This window comes from Stappia sp. P2PMeth1 (assembly GCF_900185735.1).
GTDB lineage: Bacteria > Pseudomonadota > Alphaproteobacteria > Rhizobiales > Stappiaceae > Stappia.
This window is the reverse complement of the sequence record NZ_FYAW01000046.1, coordinates 1-17,226: the sequence shown is the minus strand read 5'-3', so window position 1 is coordinate 17,226 and position 17,226 is coordinate 1. Positions and strand designations below refer to the sequence as shown.

Below are 17,226 nucleotides of genomic sequence, written 5' to 3'. Positions count from 1 at the left end.
TCTCGAATCCGACCCCGTCCTGAAGACCCTCAGGCGGAACGGGCGTCCGTGTCACGGAGGCGACCAGAAGCAAATGCGAATGTTTCCAGATAGTTGAAGAAGAGGGGCATAATGACTCAGCACTCGCAATTGGCCTGATCAGGTTCTCGACACTGTTGCTATCAATCTCGACGCGGCCGTCGTGGAGGAAGGTCTGCAAACCGTCCCAGTGACGATGGATGTAGGCAAGCTTCTCGCCGAGACGGGATTTGGCGGAGACCCGGAGCCGTTGCTTTTGCAACCATTCCCCGAAGTTGGCAACCAGAGGTACGGTGCGGGCCTGCCGGGCCGAGAGCCGCTGCCCGGGTGCCGCGCCGCGGATATCGGCCTCGACCCTGTAGAACGCGGCGATCCGGCGCAGGCCCTCGGCGGCGATCTCGGAGCCATCGCGGTCGAAGACTTCCTTCAGTTTCCGCCGTGCGTGTGCCCAGCAATGCGCCACGCAGATCGGATCGCCGCCCTTGCGGGACGAGCGCGTCAGGCAGTTGTAGCCTTGGTAGCCGTCGAGTTGCAGAACCCCGTCGAAGCCACGAAGGATTTTCTCCGCGTTCTCGCCGCGGCGGTCGGGTGCATAGAAGAAGACCACGCCGGGTGGATCGTCCCCACCCCAGGCGCGGTCGTCTCGGGCCAAGGCCCATAGATACCCGGTTTTCGTCTTGCCCCGGCCCGGATCCAACACCGGCGCCGTGGTCTCGTCCATGAACAGCTTGGTCGACATCTTCAGATGCTCGGCCAGCCGGTCAACGACGGGTGCGAGGTGGAACGCGGCCGTACCGACCCAATCCGCCAGCGTGCTGCGATGAATATCGATGCCCGACCGGGCAAGGATCTGGTTCTGCCGGTGCAGGGGCAAATGGTCCGCGTACTTGGCAACCAGAACATGCGCGATGGCCCCTTCCGTCGGCAGGCCACCCTCGATGAGGTGAGCCGGTGCCGGCATCTGGGTGACGCCGTCGGTACAGGCGCGGCAGGCGTATTTGGGGCGAACGGTGACGATCACGCGCAGCTGTGCGGGCACGATGTCCAGCCGCTCCGTGCGATCCTCGCCGATCTTGTGCATCACTCCGCAACCGCAGGGACAGTGCAGGTTGGCGGGTTCGATCACACGCTCGATGCGCGGAAGGTCCTTCGGCAGGTTGCCCCGATTGCGACGGGCCGGACGGCGGGTTTTGCCCTCGCAAGGGGGCTGCCTGTCCTGGCTTTCTTCAACCTCGGCGATGGCAGTCTCGAGGTCTTCGAACGCCAGCTGCCGTTCGTCTTCACGGAGCTTTTCCGACCTTTTGCCGTGAACTGCGTGGTTCAACTCCGCGACCAGGTGCTCCAGGCGCCTGTTGATCTCCTTGAGCGCATCCCGTTCGCGCAAGAGCGCGGCGACAGCATCACGCTGGTCGGCGGGGATCGCGGAAAGATCGATGGCGACAGTGGAAGGCATGGGCCGAGAATAACCCGGGGCGGCTGCGGATGCCCGCCATTTCCGGCACCTGATTCATTCTGCCGCAGCCGGAGAACGCGCCTCCAATGCCTTCACCTTGCGCCAGTCCAGGCCCGAGAACAGCGCCTCGAACTGGGCATGGTTCAGCGACATCATACCATCCCGAACGGCGGGCCAGGTGAAGGTCGTATCTTCCAGCCGCTTGTAAGCCATGACCAGGCCGGTGCCGTCAAAATACAGGAGCTTCAAGCGGTCGGCTCGCCTGGACCGGAACACAAAAACCGTGCCGGTGAACGGGTCCTTGCGCAAAACGGACTGGACCAGGGCGCTCAGCCCATCATGTCCTTTTCTGAAGTCGACCGGCTTTGTCGCCACCAGGATACGCACCCGGTTCGAGGGGAAAATCATGATCCACGCCCAAGCGCGCGCACGATCCCGGCAATCCTGTCAGGGCTTGCAGAAGCTTCCAGCCGGATTGTGGTTCCGCCGTGAATGATCTCCACCGCGGCCAGCGGCTTCGCATTCTCTTCAACGGGCGCCGGAGTCGGTTCCAGAACGGCCGGTACAAACTCCGCTCCCGGAAGATCCGGCACCACAAGTTTGCCCTCCCGCGCCAAACGCCGCCACGACGAAAGGTGGTTGGGCTTCATACCGACACGCCGGGCGACCTCGTTCACGCTCACACCAGGCACATAGGTCTCCGCGACAAGATGGCCCTTCACTTCATCCGGCCAGCGCCGCTTTCCTGCGGGCCCGACCAAAATCTCATATCCGCAAATGGACTCCATATGGAGCGCTCTATGGACTCCCAACCCTTCCTCCAACCCCAAATCTACAATGGGCATGGATTCCAACATCGCGACCGAAACGAATAGGTGGGGGCCAGACGCCGCTTACCCTTCAGTGCAGCCTGATCGCCGCGCTTCGACTTGTAGTGATAGAGCGAGGTATCGATCCGAAGACAGGCACAGGCACGACGGATGGACACCTTCCAGTCTTCGCAAACTTCATCGACAAGCCGACGGCGGCGAGCAGGCTTCAGAGCTTTTTTGACAGGACATCCTGCAACATGGCCCGGTCGAGCGACAGGTCGGCAACCAGCTTCTTAAGCCGATTGTTCTCGTCCTCGAGCTGGCGCATGCGCTTGACCTCGGACGGCGTCAGGCCGCCATATCGTTTGCGCCAGTTATAGAATGTCGCGTCGCTGATGCCGGCCTTGCGACAGACCTCGGCAACCGGCGTTCCCTCATCCGCCTGGCGCAGGATGAAGGCAATCTGCGCCTCCGAGAACTTCGACTTCTTCATGGAACTCTCCTTCTCCCATAGCGGAGATCATAATTGGAAAATTCCAGTTCAAAACGCTCCGAAATCCGGGAGGCACGTCAGTGGAGAACGATCCGGTTTTTAGGGATCAGAGCAAGTGGCAGGTCATCGGCGCGGAATTCTGCGTATGTCCGGCTAATATCCTCTCCCTCCGCTCGCAGGTATTCCACTCCGTCGTCGACCTCCAAGCTGCCATCGACCGTTTCCTCGCCGAGCACAATCAAGCTCCAAAGCCTTTCACATGGACCGCAGATCCCCGATGAAATCGGGGCCGCTGTAAAGCGTGGGCACCAAATGTTAAATTCCATCCACAAATCAATAGCTATCCATGATACATACTTACCACGCTGTCCATCCTCCATCGACAGCAATAGTTGCTCCATTTACATAACTAGCCGCCGGAGAAGACAGAAACGCTACAACACCTCCAATTTCATGGGCCACGCCAATTCGACCAAGCGGCACCTTTTTTTCCAGTTGCGCAATCAGTTGAGGATAACGCCCCTGTGCTGCCGGCGAAGGGAACGCTCCGGGGGTGAGGACGTTGAACCGTATGCCCTCTGGTCCGAACTCGCAGGCCCCATAGCGTGTCCACTGGATCAGGGCGGCCTTCGCAGCGCCGTAAAAGGAGCCGTTTGCATCCGGCTTACCTTGGTAGACTCGAAGATCCGGACTGACAACACCATACATTGAGGCAATATTGATAACTGAGGCATCTCCGTTTACATGCTTCGCCACGCGCAGATTCTCCAGCGCGCCGCGCAAAAGTCGATGCGCAACGACAACGGTGATTTCGTAACTGTCCCGATAATTCTGTGCATCAGCTACCTCGATGGCGCCAGTTGCCCCCGCGTATGCATTGTTAACCAGAATATCAAGTGGAGCGCTGCCCAATACATCAAAAAAATTCGCGGTTTCTTCCTCAGACAGAATATCGAATATCGCAGGACGCGCCGCCATTTTCCGCTCTTGGAAGGTTGCAACCAATGCTTCCACCGCGGCGGCATTGCGCCCGTTGAGATAGACTTCTGCGCCAGCCTCCATAAGAGATTGCGCAATACTCTGACCGAAATAACCGGTTGCGCCGGTGACCAGCGCGGTTTTTCCTGCAAGTGAAAAGGGATTTCCAGACATTTAGATCAAGGCTCCCATTGCGCCGGATTGAGAGTATGTTCAGCAAGTTTCGAGCGGCTGATCAGAATACCATCAATTTCTTTCCTCGACAGAAGGGGGGTTGTGCAATTGCGGAGATTCTCGGCCATCTGGCTCGGTGTTTCAGCCCCAACCACAAGGCCATCAATCCAGTCCTGCACCCGCCCCCACGAAAAGCAGAGATCTTGAATATTCTGACGACAACATGCGCGAACTTGTTGCCGGAGCCAATGCCTAACAGGGCCGGAGTCCGGGACATGCGCCCGCAGCCAATGGTCCGAATTATTTGAAATGAGCAATCCTTGCAGTAGCAGGCTTCGCACATGGACACATAATGGGCGCTGCCGCCGGACGCGACGGATTTCAGGGATGACGGCATCCCAGCGGTAATCGAGAATATTAAAGGGTAGCTGGATATGGCCGATAGCCTCTACCCTTAACGCCTCCTCAAGCTCTTCTGGCGTTTGTACGGATACGCCAAAAACGCCGACTCGCCCGGCCGCCTGCTCTTCGCGCATCATCCTAGCCACAAGCCCGTTTTCCCGCCCGAAATTCTCCCAGCGATGGAGCAACACGGCGTCGAGCCTGTCCACCCGAAGCAACCGACGAGATTCGGCCAGGCTGCCACGGATGATCGCCGTAAGCGCACGCTCGTCTTCACCTAGCGGCGGCAACTTGGTGGCTATCTGCGGACGCCATCCATCAAGCTCCAACAACGCCTCACCAATGGCGGCCTCGCTGCCTGTATAGGCACGCGCGGTGTCGATCCACGATACACCTGCATCGCGCGCGAGCCTTAGAATCTGGCGCACCGCCTCGAGCGTCGGCGTGCCTGTCGTATTGGCAATACCATAGACCGCGCCAAACTGCGCACCGCCAATGACGAGCATAGGCATCATAATTGAGGCGCCCTGCACTTTAAGAGGGTTTCAGAAAACATACGCTCTGCGCGTCCCCAGTCTTCCGGGGTATCGATATCAATCACTTGTAGAGGGTCGACGATAATGTGAGCAGAATTCTCCCAGATGGGCAGATCACGACAGTTTTTCCAAGTTTCCCCATTCGCCCACCAGAATTGTCCTGCATCGTAATAAGCGGGAGGAAAATTCTGGGAGGGTGTTGAGATTCCGTCCGAATGAATAGGAACCAGCCGCCCCTCTATCATTTCAAATGCCCGACGAACCGGCGCGAGATAAGGGGCAAGCGTGAGAACCCAATTCGGCTCAGTGCCGGAACGTAAAGCCGCGTAACCTGCGCGAAGATCTTCGGGTGTGATAAATGGAGACGTAGCATAAAAGCAGCAGACTGGCGTCTGCGGTGGCAAATCAAGGCGGATGACTGCATCTCGGACAACCTCGGCAACTCCAGTTATGCCATCGGCAAGTGTTGCTTCCCGCATGAAGGGAATCTCTGCCCCACCCTCACGGGCAATCTTGGCGATTTCCTCATCATCGGTGGAAACGACAACGCGGGAAAACAACCCGCTCTCCCGCGCCGCCTGCAAGGGCCAGTGGATTATCGGTTTTCCACAAAAGGTGCGAATATTCTTGCGTGGTATTCGCTCTGATCCTCCGCGTGCGGGAATGATGGCAATTGCATTATCCGTCATGCGTGTTCCCCTCAAGGCGTTCGAGAATACGAGCGGCGGCGCGTTCCCAATTCCGGATCGCCCTCACGCAGCAACTGCGCCACGCGTTCAGGGCGGAATGACGGCACACTCACGCCGTCATTGGTCACTGGCCGCCACACATAATCATTCTTTGTGGTCAAGTCAGATGTCCACACATAGTCGATGAGTCAGCATGGCGGCGGGCTTCATAATCTGAAACAGGTCAGCCTCCATTCTATATGAAGATTTGATAGTGTGCTCTGTCCTTCGGATAGAAAAACTGAACCCGAAAATTATGGCGGGGAAATAAGCTGCCATCACCACCGGGACGCAGCGCGATTAAGTCTCAATAACGGCCAAGCGTGCGGTTACAGCCATTAACTTGTCAACATCCCCGCCCTGGAAATTCGCGGTCCCATAAATCAGGTAGGCCATTCCACAATCTCCAAGGTGCGATGCTATACAGGTTGGATGTTTCAGCGCTCTAGTTCTTGAACTAATGCGGCAACGATGCTGGATTTGTCTCCCAGTTGGCCGCGCACATGGCGGATACATTTGTACCAGACATCCGTTCTCTCATCGCCGAACTCCCGCCACCACATTTCGCCGTGATTGCTGAAGATCAAGCCTGGCTGACCAATCGCCCCGGCCAGTTCAATCACGGTTGTACAGGGACCAATGACCAGATCGAGAGCGGACATCAGCGCGGCGACGCCATCAAAATCGTTGAACTGGTCGAGGTCATCAAAATGAATTAACTTGCCGGGATAGCGCGCCTCAACCCACGCCAACTCTTCCGCGCAATCATCATATTGCAGATTCACATAGGTTATGCCGTCGAGCGCAAAGAGCGGCTCCAATTCCTCGATGCTCAGATAGTGCACATTGCGCATGGCGTTGGTGAGTTGACTGCGCCAGCTCAAGCCAACGAGGCGGGTATTTTGCGGCAGACGCTTACGCCAAGCCGCTGTCTTCGCAACATCGGTAAGCAGGTAGGGCGTACGGTGGAAATCACCATAACCTTTTCGGAAATGCCAGAAGGTCTCCGAAAAGAGCATGATCTTTTCAGCCCTCCGGACAGCATCCACACCGTTGTTGTCCATAACCCGGCGCAGATCGGACCCTGGGAGACGATCAAACTCTGCATGTGGAAATTCAGCGCTGAATTCCCGCGTGCGCCGCATCGGCACGAAGCGCACCTCTGGAAAGGAGCGGGAAAATAACGTCAATAAACGCGGGTCGCAGCCCAGACTGAAGTTGTTATAGCCGAACTTCGCGCCTATTTCGGGAAGCAGCACGCTATAGCGTATTTCCTCTGCCGGTCCAAAATCACAAAGCAGCAACAGGCTGTTCATTTCGAGCTGCTCAGAGTCTTGGTACTTTCCCACTCCAAAGTAAGTAATTAGCCGCTCGCGCATAGCGGTATCTAGAAAACAGCGAAAGCCTTCCTCAATCCGTTTCAGCCCAAAATAGATGGGCATCACCGGGCCTTCTGGCGGGAGAATCACCTGATAGCCCAGAGCATCGCGATGGTGGCGCCACGCATCATCGAACCGTCCCATCGCCTTTAAAAGGCGCAGCAATTCCGTGTAGTTGGCTTTACTCGGAGAATGGGCGACGGCCCGTTCCATAAACACAATCGCTTGCGCATACTCACCGATCCCGGCCAGCGCACGCGAATAGGCCACCAGGGCGTCATCGCCCCTTTCACCCGTTTCGATCAGGCTTCTCATGATGGTCAGGGCCTTATGCGGCTGGTTCAATTCCAGCCAGGCATTGGCCATTCGGACCGATCGTGTTCCATCCATCGCCAGAATGGCATGCGACAGGGCCTCTCCCTGTGTTCTGCCGACAAAGTCATTCAGCCGGGCAAGCGTCCGGTTCACACGGTCAGGATTGAGTGTCAGCTGCAGAGCAAAGGCTTCCAAGGTCTCGTCGAGCGCCTCCTCTCCCGGCGTGGTGGACAAGCATTCCACGTGATAATTCACGCCTGCGTTATTGTGCCCAGTAATATTGGCGTATTTTAGCATGTCAGCTACAAGTCGCGCGGAAGTCACGTCAAATGTTAACTCAGCGATCTTGATGACAGGCAAAAGCAATCCTGTATGCACTTCACCATTGAGCAGTAGCGTATAGATATGCTCCAGCGCATCATCGTAACGCCCCTGCTGCAGATATTTTTCATAAATTGCATAGAGGAGACTTTTCCGGTCCGAGTCCAGCGGAACAACGGTACCGGCCCTCATCGCCTCCTCATCGCCAATCGCGACACGCCATGCCATCCGGGTTTTGTGTTTTATTTCTTCTTGTATTACCTCAAAGGAACGAGGAGCGTCATCGAGCTGCCCCAAAAGCCATGACCATTGCAGTGTGCAACTCTGCCCCGGATGGGCGCTCGCCAGACGGCGTAAGAAGGCCGCATAAACGTCACGGTCAATGAAATCGCGGACCCTTTGAAGAAAGGCGTTACGCGCGCTGTCTGTTTTCAGTGCCCCGCAGACCGCGTGTAATAGCGTCGCTTGGTAAATTAAGCATCCAGGCTCTTTAAGACTACGGAAAAAAGGTGCGCTGCGAATGACGTCGTCAAAATTCTCATGGGCTTGCCCCTTTTTCCCGAAAAGAAGCGCGGGCCAGTAATCCGATTGCGCCGTCCGGAGCAGAGTGTCCTTGTCCGGCTCCTGGTTGATAATCAGTTTATGCGCTTGTTGCGTATCGACGGTCCGATCCGCCTGAATGCGACGGCAAGCAGCGGTCAAGCCGGTATAGCTGTTTTTAAGCGCGCCAAGATAGCGAGGATAAAGTAAATAGGCCCCGGCGAAAAGCTCCAATAGAGACAAACGCCTGTCGCGCCGAGTGAATTTGGCTCGATCATCCGTTAATCCCCATCCCGCATAAAATGGCGCACCCAGAACGGTCACTTGCTTGCCATGGAGCAGAGCTTCCAGTCCCGAAAGCGAAGTTATCACATAAACATGATCTACACTTTCAAGAAACTCAGAAAACCCCTCTTGCGGTGGAGAGATTCTACACAGTTTCTGGATGCTCTTAACCTTGGCCTTACTGCGCTGCATACCCTTATACACTTCGGGATGCGGACGATAGACAATATCACAGTCTGGGTTTTCATAGACTGCAAGCTCGATAGCCTGCTTCACGGTCCAACGATCGACATTCCCTTTTATTATGGACTGATCTCTGTCTACCTGGCCAATCACCGCTACACACCGACGGCGCGTCAAGGACTTGAGAGGATCGCTTGTCGTAATGTTTGGTGGATTATACTTCGAGATCGCTAGCCTACGAATAAGCGCAAGTGCCTCCTCCGCCTGTTTCAGAAGGTGCGAATTCGCGTTAAAGTTGTATTGATTGAAGATATTTTCAATATCCGATGGTTGAGATGCATCATAATAAAGGCCACCAGAGTGATCGAATACGAGAGAATACGGCGGTGTATGGTCTGCACCAAGCTGCGCAGACCGTACGAAAGCATCCTCGACTCGAGCGAGAGGAATACCATATTTCTTTAAAATAGAAGAGAAGAACTTAGGCTCATTGTACCCCCAAACAATAACAATTTTTGGCTTCTCAGCCATTTTTTGGAGCACCCGCCAAAAGAACATCGAATTTCGTTTCATCGGCGCGAAGGCGCAGCGATATTCTGGCAGATAATCGGCCATGAAGCCGTATTTCCAGTCATTGACTCCCACGAGAAGGGCGATCGGCTTTTTCGTATCAGTCCGCCGCCAGTTACTTCCTACAAGAAAGAGATTCTCAAGTCCGGAATTCGGCTCCGGTAATGTGAACGGATCAACCAAATCGTAGGGATAGGCTGCCTGTTCCGCGTTTGTCTGCTTCTTAAAAAGGATGAGCCGCATTCGAAGATATTCGTGGGCTTTAGAAAAAACGTAATCTCCTGCTTCCAAGCGCACGCGAAAGGCATTTAACAGAGCGGACGGTCTAAACATAACAGCTATCCTAACTTCCGAACCAGAGAAAAAGCTTCTGCTGCTATCAAGCCTACACAAGCGCCGCGCCATCGCGCCAAATATTCCAACGCCTCAATCGAACGAGAATGGGGCCAGGGGCGCATTTCACCGTGATAGGCTCTAAGCGCTGCTTTTTTCACCTCCAGAAACTCACTAATGTCCACATGCCAGTTGGGCACGAAGGCTGTGGCCGCACCCGGCGTTTGCCATTCCGTGCTGGACATCACCTCGAAGGACAAAATGGTTGGCCTTGGTGCATGCGGCTGTGGACGCAAGGCGGTCATGACGGCTTCATGGGTGAGCCGATGATCGATGTTCAGGTCATGCGCGTGATGTGTGTAGACAACATCCGGCGCAAAGTCCGCCAGTTCCGCCTCGATGGCCTGGACAATGCGGATACGCGGGACGTTGTCCATCGCATTATCCGGAAAATCGAAGTGAACCGGCGGGTTGGCGCCCATAATCTCAGCGGCAAACAGAGAGGCCGCCCGCCGGCGCGGGACATCGGCCACGGCGGAGCCGCGCGCGCCCTCGCCGTCGGTCATGAACAGGATACGAATATCATCGCCAGTTTGGGCGTGCTTTGCCAGCGTCCCGCCGCACCCCAGCGCCTCATCATCCGCATGTGCGGCAACAACCAGAATCCTCGCCATATCAGTATCCATCCCCCGCTAGCGCATCCGCGGCCCGTTGCGCCAACGCCGCGTCGCGCGCGACCAGAACGCCGGAGTTTTTTTCCATGGATCCAGTAAAAGTGTAAGGCCCGCCATCCGGAAGGCCCAGCACGGCCCCCACACAAGCCAGAGCAGGCGCGGCAGGGGCGATGTCCCAATCGCGCACCATCACGTCCTTGACGAAGAGATCGGCTGTGCCATCGGCCACCAGACAACATTTGATTCCCAACGAGCCACTTTCCACGTAGCCTGTGACCGGCAGGCGTTCGTACAAAATCTTCGCTGCCCGCTGAGGCTCGGGATAATTATCACAGAGCAGAAGACGTTTCGATGGATGAAGCCTCGACAGCGGAATGCCATTACGCCAAGCTCGGTGTTCACCGTCCAGCAGCGCGCCTTCCCAAGTCACCCTCAACGCTGGCGCGTGCACGATGCCATAGATGGGCTGTCCTTCCCGGATTAAGGCGGCCTGGGTGGCAAAGCCGGAAAACCCCTCATACCAACTGGCTGTACCATCCAGCGGGTCAATCAGCCAGTAGAACTCGGGGCGTGCCGCCGACCAGATCTCTTCTTCGGATAGCACGGGCAGGCCGGGGAAAATCCGTTGCAATCCGTCCACTATCCGCTCATGGGCATGGGCGTCAGCCGCAGTCTTAAAATCAGCGGGCGCAAGAATACACCGCTCTTCCGGCCGGTCGCGCCATTGCAGCAGATCATCGCCCACACCGCGGAGCAGATTCGCGACGGGTAAAACATCAGCCAGTTTCATGCCACTTCCTTCATCAGCTTGTGACAGGCTCCTCGAAGGTTTTGCCTTATATCCACCCCAAGCGCGTGAGCGCGGGTGAGATCAAAGGCAAAATCTGGGTGCGGCGTGTCACAGATGGCAGCACGACCAGTCAATTCGCCAAGCAACGCCACCAAGCGGGAGATTGAATAGACATCGTTATAACCAATGTTGATCGGAACAGCGGATCTTAGAGGCGCATCGCAAAGAGTAGGGAAAGCGCGCGCCGCATCGCGCACATCCATGGCCGCCCAGAGTAGCGGTTGCCGGGGTAGTTTCAGCCTGTCACCACGCATGAGGGCAGATAATAGATTCCATATCAGCCCATTGCACCGTCCGCCCCCGAACAGGCCCGGAAGGCGAACCGCGAAACCAGCCCGCCCGCTGCCTCTCAACCGTTGTTCCGCCGCCCATTTCGCACGCCCATAGGCGCTTTCCGGCTGTCCGGCGTCCTCTTCTCGCCGTGCGACGAAAGGGTTTTGCGACCCATAAACGGTCATCGAGGACACATAGAGGATGGGCGCCTGCGTGGCGGCAAGCAGATTGTCGACCATGGCTAGCCCGCGCGTCGCCGCGGTATCGTCCTGGTACTCAGTAAGGGATTGCGGAGTTTCCCAAGCGCAATGAATTACTTTATCCGGCCGCATCCGATCCATAAGACGGGCCAGTTGCGGCGCATCCTGCAGGTCGCACATCTCCATCCCGGGGACTTCACGCCGCGACAGTCCGACAGCCTGATATCCGGCACGGCGCAATTCCGACAGCACATGCGTGCCCAGATAGCCGGATGCCCCGGTGACCAAAATCATCCCCACTACCTACACCATCTCCCAAGTGATCCATTCATCGGCCTCGATGCGGCGGCGCGCTACTCGCCCTAACAGTTGCGGCCGCAGGAAAGGCGGCAACCCATGCCCAGGACGCTTGATGACCAGCATATCGGCGGTCAGCGTTTCCCCTTCCTCGATATCGCGCGCCGCATGCAGCGAGCGGCGCGCCTTATCCGCCATCTCCATTTCTTCCGGGCGCGGGCCATTCTTGGAGCCATCGCCCCGGGCGCTTTCAATCTCGCGGATGCCCTTGACCATCTCGGCAAAGGGGCCGGGCTCCATGGCAAAGCTGTGATCGGGGCCTGGCAGGGTCTGATCGAGTGTGAAATGCTTCTCGATCATGCAAGCCCCGCGCGCCACCGCCCCCATGGAGACCGCACCGCCCGTGGTGTGGTCGGAATAGCCGGTCAGAACGCCGAACGCACTACGCATGACATCCACAGCGCGAAGGTTGGAAAGATGGGGCGGGGCGGGATAGAGTGAGGTGCATTGTAGCAGCACGATTTGTTCATTTCCCACCGCACGGCAGGCATCCACCGCGCGTTGAATATCCATCCAGTCAGCCAGCCCAGTGGAGAGGATCACAGGCTTGCCGGTACGAGCGATATAGGTGATCAGATCCGTATCCGGCAGGTCGAAGGAGGCCACCTTATGGGCAGGCGCGCCAATCACCTCGAGGCTGTCCACCGCCTCCACATCGCAGGGTGAGGAAAAGAAAATACCTCCACGCTTCTGGGTGTGTGTCTGCAAGCCCGCCTGCCAGTCACGATCCAACTCCAGTGGGCGCAGCAGATTTTGGGTGTTGCGTTCCTCGTACCAGGAAGGTGTCTCCGCTCGCCTGGAGACATGCTTCTCCGCCTTGAAAGTCTGGAACTTCACGGCGTCGGCCCCGGCGTCGAGCGCCGCGTCGATCATGCGCAAGGCCAGATCGTAATCCTGATTATGGTTGGAGCCGATTTCAGCAATGATGAAAGCGGGCTGGCCATCGCCCACCAGCCGGCTGCCAATCTTGAGGGTCTTGCTCATGGGGTCGTCCCTTCATCTTGATGGGTGATGTGCGTGTGCCAACTGCGGTGCAGCGCTAATTTCTGCTGGGGAATGAATGTCGGACCGGCGGCTTCTCCCAGTGCAATGGGGATGGGATCGTACCCGGTGGCAATGGCCAGCACAAAAGTGGTGGAGAGGCGCGGATTGACCTCGAAGGGGAAAACGTGCCCGTCCGGCGTCAACATACATTGAATATTATAACAGCCCGAAGGGCGGAAATGCGCCTGAAAAGCGCGGGCATAAGCGATGATGACCGCGTTGGCCTCGGTCTGCGCGCGCACGGTGACACCGCGCTTTTCAAAGGCCAGCACGGGAATAACAGCACATGGCGCCTCCCCCCCATCGGCCATGACAAAGACTGTGTATTCCTCACCAGCGATCAATTCCTGCGCAATATAGTCCTCAGCTTTGCCCTCCTGAAGTGCCAGATAGGCATCGGTCTGTTCGGGTCGGGTCAGCCGCATCACCCCGCGCGAACCACGCCCGGAACGTGGCTTGGCAATTAGTGGAAAGGGCAATTCTCCGGCTTGTTCGAGCGGCAGGGTTTTGGGTGCGTCCAACCCGGCGCCGGCCAGCGCATGGGCGCAAGAGAGCTTATCGAGCATCAAAGAGACAAAACCGACCTCGGGAACCAGAATACGCGGCCAGTCCGGAGCGCCCTTCTTTCGCGCCAGAACAAGCAGCTCTTCATCCACCCCCGGCACGACAAGGTCTATCCGGTGCTGTTGGCACAATTCCAGCAAACGATCCGTAAAAGTTGGATCCTTGGCAAACGGAATAACCAGCCGCCGATCCTCAGGGATGGAAGGCGGAAAGCCATGCGGGTTGGCATCGGCAAAGAAAAGCTCATAACGTTCGCCCCACTGCGCTTGTAACGATTGCGAGACCGAACCACCACCGCCGGTGAAGAGGAGACGAGGACGTTTTTCTTTCGGCGCAAGTAGCTGACGTCTTTTCTCGCGCCATTCTTCCCTAGTTATTCCAAGCAAAACCGTATCATGAAATTTGCCATTTCGGAAAAGATGACGGCGGCGTACGCCTTCTGCCTGAAAGCCAAATTTCTTGTGCATCCGAACAACAGCGTCGTTCCATTCGATAACCTCGCAATTCAGCTTCTCAAAGCCTCGTCTTTCAAAAGCTTCATCAAGAAACATAAATTCAAGTGCACTGCCAATACCTCTACCGCTAACTCTGGACGTTAGATGAAACCCCCATTCGGCGCGCCTATTATTCTGATCGATATTTATGAAGCTTGCACCACCTATCACAGCACCCTGGTATATAACGGCAAAAAAAACTCTATCTGTTCTGGTGGAAAGATTGCTTAGCCATGATTCATTTTCTTCTGGAGAAATCAGATGATCCCCGTACATATTATTACGAATTTCCGGTTCATTTCGAATGGCAAGATAGGCTGCATGGACATCTTCGCCCGCCTCTGTGAGAGGCAACAGTCGGATTTTCTTGGTAATTTCCAGAAGTCTCATACTGGCGACTCCATATTGGGCCATCCACCTTGGAGATGCTCAACAATGCGATTGATCCCGCGCCCGTCCGCCAGCTCACGCCCATTCTGGCTGGTCTTGCGGCGCCACGCAGCGTTACTGATTGCCGCAAGCAAAGCACCGCGAAGCTGATCTACATCAATCCGATCGGCTGGCCCCAGATTGCGCGCGCATCCCATGCGCTCCAGCTTTGCCGCGAAATCACGCTGGTTTTCCGCCAGCACCAGTACCAATGAGGGCAATCCCATATAGCAACGTTCCCACGAAGTCGTGCCTCCTGCGCCAAGGCATACATCGGCCTTGGCCATCAGTTCCGACATGCGGGAACTCTGAACATGAACCGTGACATTGGGCATGGCCGAAGCTCTGACCTTCATGGCTTCAAGGCGCGGATTAGCAAGGCCAAGCGTCAGATCAATCTGGATATTGGCAAAGGACGGATCATCAAGCGCCTCCAACGCCAGTCCTGTTGCATTGAGCGGATCATTGCCGCCAAGCGTCACCAGAATCCGCCGCACGGCGCAATGGTCGCGCTCCGGCGGCGTTTGTTCAAAAAACTCCCGGCGCAGCAGAACATAGTCCGGGCCGATCGCACGGCGCGTTTCGGGTGAAAGCAGCGGATCATAAACCCCCGCCTCATCCGGTAGATGAGAAGAATCTATCAGCAAATCCACCGCATGAGGCCGGTCGGCCAGATCGTCGATCGCGGCCAAGCGCTTTGCCATCGGGCGCACGGCCTCTTCCCACCGGGCATCAAGACCGTACTGATCCACGATCAACCAATCGACCGGTTCAAGGAAACTCGCCAGTGCGGCTTTTGTCGCCTTTGCATCACTCTGCCAATCCGCCGCATCAGGAATAAGTTGCACACCATGGCCTTTGCCCCGGATGATATCACCCATATGTCCCGGTGCGTGCCGGCATATAAACAGAGCCTGCACCCCGTTGCGACGCAATTCATCAGCCAGCGCCAGACAGCGGAAAACATGCCCGGTTCCGATGACACTCGACGCATCGGCTCTGATAGCGACTTGCAGTGACGAAAGGGAAGTCATCACACAGCCTGTGCCACCTCCCCTATCGATTGGATGATGTGCGTAATCTCTGCTTCAGTCAGCGAGGGGTGAAGCGGCAGGGTGATCGCCTCTTTGTAGTAGGATTCAGCCTGTGGGAAATCGCCGGGCGCGAAGCCAAACTGCCGGTAATAGGGCTGGAGATGCACGGGGATGTAATGCACGTTGACGCCTATGCCGCGCGCGCGCAGAGCCTCAAATGCCTGAAGCCGGCTCAGGCCGCCCAGCCCCTCCGGCCAGCGAATGCAATAGAGATGAAAGGCCGAATACTGCCATTCAGCACGATATGGTGTTCCAAGCCCCATATCGGCGAATGCCTGATCATAGCGCCCAGCAATCTCGTGGCGTCGGGTCACAAAATCATCAAGGCGCGTCATCTGGCTAATCCCCAGCGCGGCCTGCATGTCCGTCAGCCGATAGTTCCAGCCAAGGGAAAGCATTTCGTATGACCATGGGCCATCAGCGGGCAATTGCATCAACGTTGAATCGCGCGTGACGCCATGAGTTACAAACAGACGCATACGCTCGGCAAGCACAGGATTATTCGTCAAAGCCATGCCACCCTCACCTGTAGTTATGACTTTTACAGGGTGAAAGCTAAAAACGGTAATATCGGAGTACCGACAACTACCGACAGGCATGTCATGATATCGCCCACCTATGGCATGCGCAGCATCTTCAACAACACTAAAACCATATTCTTTGGCGAGTTGGGAAATACGCTCCATATCACAGGACTGCCCAGTGAAATGCACGGGAACCACAAGCTTAGGAAGCCGACCCTTTTTGCGCGCAACTCGAAGCTTTTCCTCCAGTCTCTCTACGGAGAGGTTCCAAGTAAGTGGGTCAATATCGACAAAATCAATATCAGCCCCCAGAAAACGCGCTGCGTTTGCAGTCGCAACAAAGGTAATAGGTGATGTCCAGACCAGATCCCCAACCTCGACGTTCAACGCTGCATAGGCCATATGCAGCGCGGCCGTGGCATTGCACGCGGAGATCGCCTGCTTCGCGCCACAATAAGCCGACACGAGCTCCTCGAACTCAACGTTTTTGGGTCCTTGTGTCAAATAATCGGAGTCTAATACAGTGAGGACTGCATCACGGTCCGCTTGCGAAATACTTTGCCTGCCATAGCCGATCATGTTAAACTAACCCACGCGAAAGGTCTTCAAATTTTCCATTCTCGACATCTTCTAGCGTGAAACTCTGGTTGGTACGTGACAGACTGTTATAAATGGCGATCTCCGGTGGAGTTAAGAAACGCGGGTTTGTTCCAGAATTATATTCAAAACCTTCTTTCACAGGAAAGCCTGCTTCCCCAAGAAGATTCATATTATAACTCTGTACCTGCTCGTGAAAGTTTATAGACGGCAAAAGAACGTAATGATCATCAAATTCCAGCGTCAAATGACTATCATCCGCTGGACACATGACTTCATGCAGCTTTTCTCCTGGTCTAATTCCCACAATCTCTTGCTCTAGGTGCGGAGCCATGACCGTGGCTAGATCGGTAATCCTGACCGAGGGAATCTTTGGGACAAAGATCTCCCCACCACGCATACGCTCGAAGTTTTTCAAAACAAAATCAACACCCTGTTGGAGCGTTATCCAAAACCGTGTCATTCTAGCGTCGGTTATATGGTCTGCCCCCTGAAAAGTGGTCCTCCCTGAAGTAGGCTATTGAGCCGTAGAGAGGACGTTGGAATGCCCCAGAAGAAGCACAAGCCCGAAGAGATCGTCGCCAAGCTGCGCCAGGTCGATGTTCT

Annotated in this window: 15 protein-coding genes and 2 pseudogenes; 1 reads left to right on the top strand and 16 read right to left on the bottom strand. The window is 56.1% G+C overall.

The window, feature by feature from the left end; genetic code table 11:
• From P2PM1_RS22520 to P2PM1_RS25605, 4 genes and pseudogenes are all read right to left on the bottom strand, one after another.
• A partial coding sequence (locus tag P2PM1_RS22520) for an IS66 family transposase (protein ID WP_208985389.1) occupies positions 1 to 1,471 on the bottom strand: 1,471 nt, incomplete at its 3' end.
• 54 nt (positions 1,472 to 1,525) lie between these two features.
• Positions 1,526 to 1,879 (bottom strand): IS66 family insertion sequence element accessory protein TnpB, encoded by a 354-nt coding sequence (gene tnpB, locus P2PM1_RS22515; protein WP_023001579.1) that lies wholly within the window; start codon positions 1,877 to 1,879, stop codon positions 1,526 to 1,528.
• On the bottom strand, positions 1,876 to 2,259 hold the full coding sequence (locus P2PM1_RS22510) for a transposase (RefSeq protein WP_186400638.1): 384 nt from the start codon (positions 2,257 to 2,259) through the stop codon (positions 1,876 to 1,878). Before P2PM1_RS22510 ends, tnpB begins: the two co-directional genes overlap by 4 nt.
• A 98-nt stretch (positions 2,260 to 2,357) precedes the next feature.
• Positions 2,358 to 2,776: pseudogene (locus P2PM1_RS25605) on the bottom strand (transposase); the annotation flags it as partial.
• 167 nt (positions 2,777 to 2,943) lie between these two features.
• Here P2PM1_RS25605 and P2PM1_RS22500 point away from each other — a divergent pair.
• Positions 2,944 to 3,103, top strand: a pseudogene (locus P2PM1_RS22500) (IS630 family transposase); the annotation flags it as partial.
• Between the two features lie 30 nt (positions 3,104 to 3,133).
• On the opposite strand, the gene P2PM1_RS22495 reads toward P2PM1_RS22500, so the two are convergent.
• The 12 genes from P2PM1_RS22495 to P2PM1_RS22440 all read right to left on the bottom strand — a co-directional run bounded on the left by P2PM1_RS22495 (position 3,134) and on the right by P2PM1_RS22440 (position 17,098).
• On the bottom strand, positions 3,134 to 3,928 hold the full coding sequence (locus P2PM1_RS22495) for an SDR family NAD(P)-dependent oxidoreductase (RefSeq protein ID WP_186400636.1): 795 nt from the start codon (positions 3,926 to 3,928) through the stop codon (positions 3,134 to 3,136).
• A gap of 5 nt (positions 3,929 to 3,933) precedes the next feature.
• Entirely contained in the window at positions 3,934 to 4,845 is a 912-nt protein-coding gene (locus tag P2PM1_RS22490; RefSeq protein WP_186400635.1) for an aldo/keto reductase, read from the bottom strand.
• The gene (pseF, locus tag P2PM1_RS22485; protein WP_186400634.1) at positions 4,842 to 5,555 is read right to left on the bottom strand and encodes a pseudaminic acid cytidylyltransferase; all 714 of its coding nucleotides are present in this window, start codon (positions 5,553 to 5,555) and stop codon (positions 4,842 to 4,844) included. Before pseF ends, P2PM1_RS22490 begins: the two co-directional genes overlap by 4 nt.
• A 476-nt stretch (positions 5,556 to 6,031) precedes the next feature.
• Entirely contained in the window at positions 6,032 to 9,520 is a 3,489-nt protein-coding gene (locus P2PM1_RS22480) for a hypothetical protein (protein WP_186400633.1), read from the bottom strand.
• 5 nt (positions 9,521 to 9,525) lie between these two features.
• Entirely contained in the window at positions 9,526 to 10,194 is a 669-nt protein-coding gene (locus tag P2PM1_RS22475; protein WP_186400632.1) for a PIG-L deacetylase family protein, read from the bottom strand.
• Between the two features lies 1 nt (position 10,195).
• Positions 10,196 to 10,984: an inositol monophosphatase family protein gene (locus P2PM1_RS22470; protein WP_186400631.1), complete on the bottom strand. Its 789-nt coding sequence runs from the start codon at positions 10,982 to 10,984 to the stop codon at positions 10,196 to 10,198.
• Positions 10,981 to 11,811 (bottom strand): NAD(P)-dependent oxidoreductase, encoded by an 831-nt coding sequence (locus P2PM1_RS22465; RefSeq protein WP_186400630.1) that lies wholly within the window; start codon positions 11,809 to 11,811, stop codon positions 10,981 to 10,983. The genes P2PM1_RS22470 and P2PM1_RS22465 overlap by 4 nt, the downstream gene beginning before the upstream one ends.
• Positions 11,812 to 11,820: 9 nt before the next feature.
• Entirely contained in the window at positions 11,821 to 12,858 is a 1,038-nt protein-coding gene (locus tag P2PM1_RS22460) for an N-acetylneuraminate synthase family protein (RefSeq protein WP_186400629.1), read from the bottom strand.
• Positions 12,855 to 14,366, bottom strand: a complete 1,512-nt coding sequence (gene pseH / locus P2PM1_RS22455) for a UDP-4-amino-4,6-dideoxy-N-acetyl-beta-L-altrosamine N-acetyltransferase (protein WP_208985388.1) — start codon at positions 14,364 to 14,366, stop codon at positions 12,855 to 12,857. Before pseH ends, P2PM1_RS22460 begins: the two co-directional genes overlap by 4 nt.
• Entirely contained in the window at positions 14,363 to 15,439 is a 1,077-nt protein-coding gene (gene pseG, locus P2PM1_RS22450; RefSeq protein WP_186400628.1) for a UDP-2,4-diacetamido-2,4,6-trideoxy-beta-L-altropyranose hydrolase, read from the bottom strand. The genes pseH and pseG overlap by 4 nt, the downstream gene beginning before the upstream one ends.
• Entirely contained in the window at positions 15,439 to 16,602 is a 1,164-nt protein-coding gene (gene pseC / locus P2PM1_RS22445; RefSeq protein WP_186400627.1) for a UDP-4-amino-4,6-dideoxy-N-acetyl-beta-L-altrosamine transaminase, read from the bottom strand. Before pseC ends, pseG begins: the two co-directional genes overlap by 1 nt.
• A 1-nt stretch (position 16,603) precedes the next feature.
• Positions 16,604 to 17,098: a polysaccharide biosynthesis protein gene (locus tag P2PM1_RS22440; protein ID WP_256376488.1), complete on the bottom strand. Its 495-nt coding sequence runs from the start codon at positions 17,096 to 17,098 to the stop codon at positions 16,604 to 16,606.
• Positions 17,099 to 17,226: the final 128 nt, after the last annotated feature.

Excerpts from the sequence above, each read along its gene's own strand:
- P2PM1_RS22510 (WP_186400638.1), bottom strand. The coding sequence starts at position 2,259 with ATGGAGTCCATTTGCGGATATGAGATTTTGGTCGGGCCCGCAGGAAAG.
- P2PM1_RS22465 (WP_186400630.1), bottom strand. The coding sequence starts at position 11,811 with ATGATTTTGGTCACCGGGGCATCCGGCTATCTGGGCACGCATGTGCTG.
- pseH (WP_208985388.1), bottom strand. The coding sequence starts at position 14,366 with ATGAGACTTCTGGAAATTACCAAGAAAATCCGACTGTTGCCTCTCACA.
- pseC (WP_186400627.1), bottom strand. The coding sequence starts at position 16,602 with ATGATCGGCTATGGCAGGCAAAGTATTTCGCAAGCGGACCGTGATGCA.
- P2PM1_RS22475 (WP_186400632.1), bottom strand. The coding sequence starts at position 10,194 with ATGGCGAGGATTCTGGTTGTTGCCGCACATGCGGATGATGAGGCGCTG.
- pseF (WP_186400634.1), bottom strand. The coding sequence starts at position 5,555 with ATGACGGATAATGCAATTGCCATCATTCCCGCACGCGGAGGATCAGAG.
- P2PM1_RS22490 (WP_186400635.1), bottom strand. The coding sequence starts at position 4,845 with ATGATGCCTATGCTCGTCATTGGCGGTGCGCAGTTTGGCGCGGTCTAT.
- pseG (WP_186400628.1), bottom strand. The coding sequence starts at position 15,439 with ATGACTTCCCTTTCGTCACTGCAAGTCGCTATCAGAGCCGATGCGTCG.
- P2PM1_RS22470 (WP_186400631.1), bottom strand. The coding sequence starts at position 10,984 with ATGAAACTGGCTGATGTTTTACCCGTCGCGAATCTGCTCCGCGGTGTG.
- tnpB (WP_023001579.1), bottom strand. The coding sequence starts at position 1,879 with ATGATTTTCCCCTCGAACCGGGTGCGTATCCTGGTGGCGACAAAGCCG.
- P2PM1_RS22460 (WP_186400629.1), bottom strand. The coding sequence starts at position 12,858 with ATGAGCAAGACCCTCAAGATTGGCAGCCGGCTGGTGGGCGATGGCCAG.
- P2PM1_RS22480 (WP_186400633.1), bottom strand. The coding sequence starts at position 9,520 with ATGTTTAGACCGTCCGCTCTGTTAAATGCCTTTCGCGTGCGCTTGGAA.
- P2PM1_RS22495 (WP_186400636.1), bottom strand. The coding sequence starts at position 3,928 with ATGTCTGGAAATCCCTTTTCACTTGCAGGAAAAACCGCGCTGGTCACC.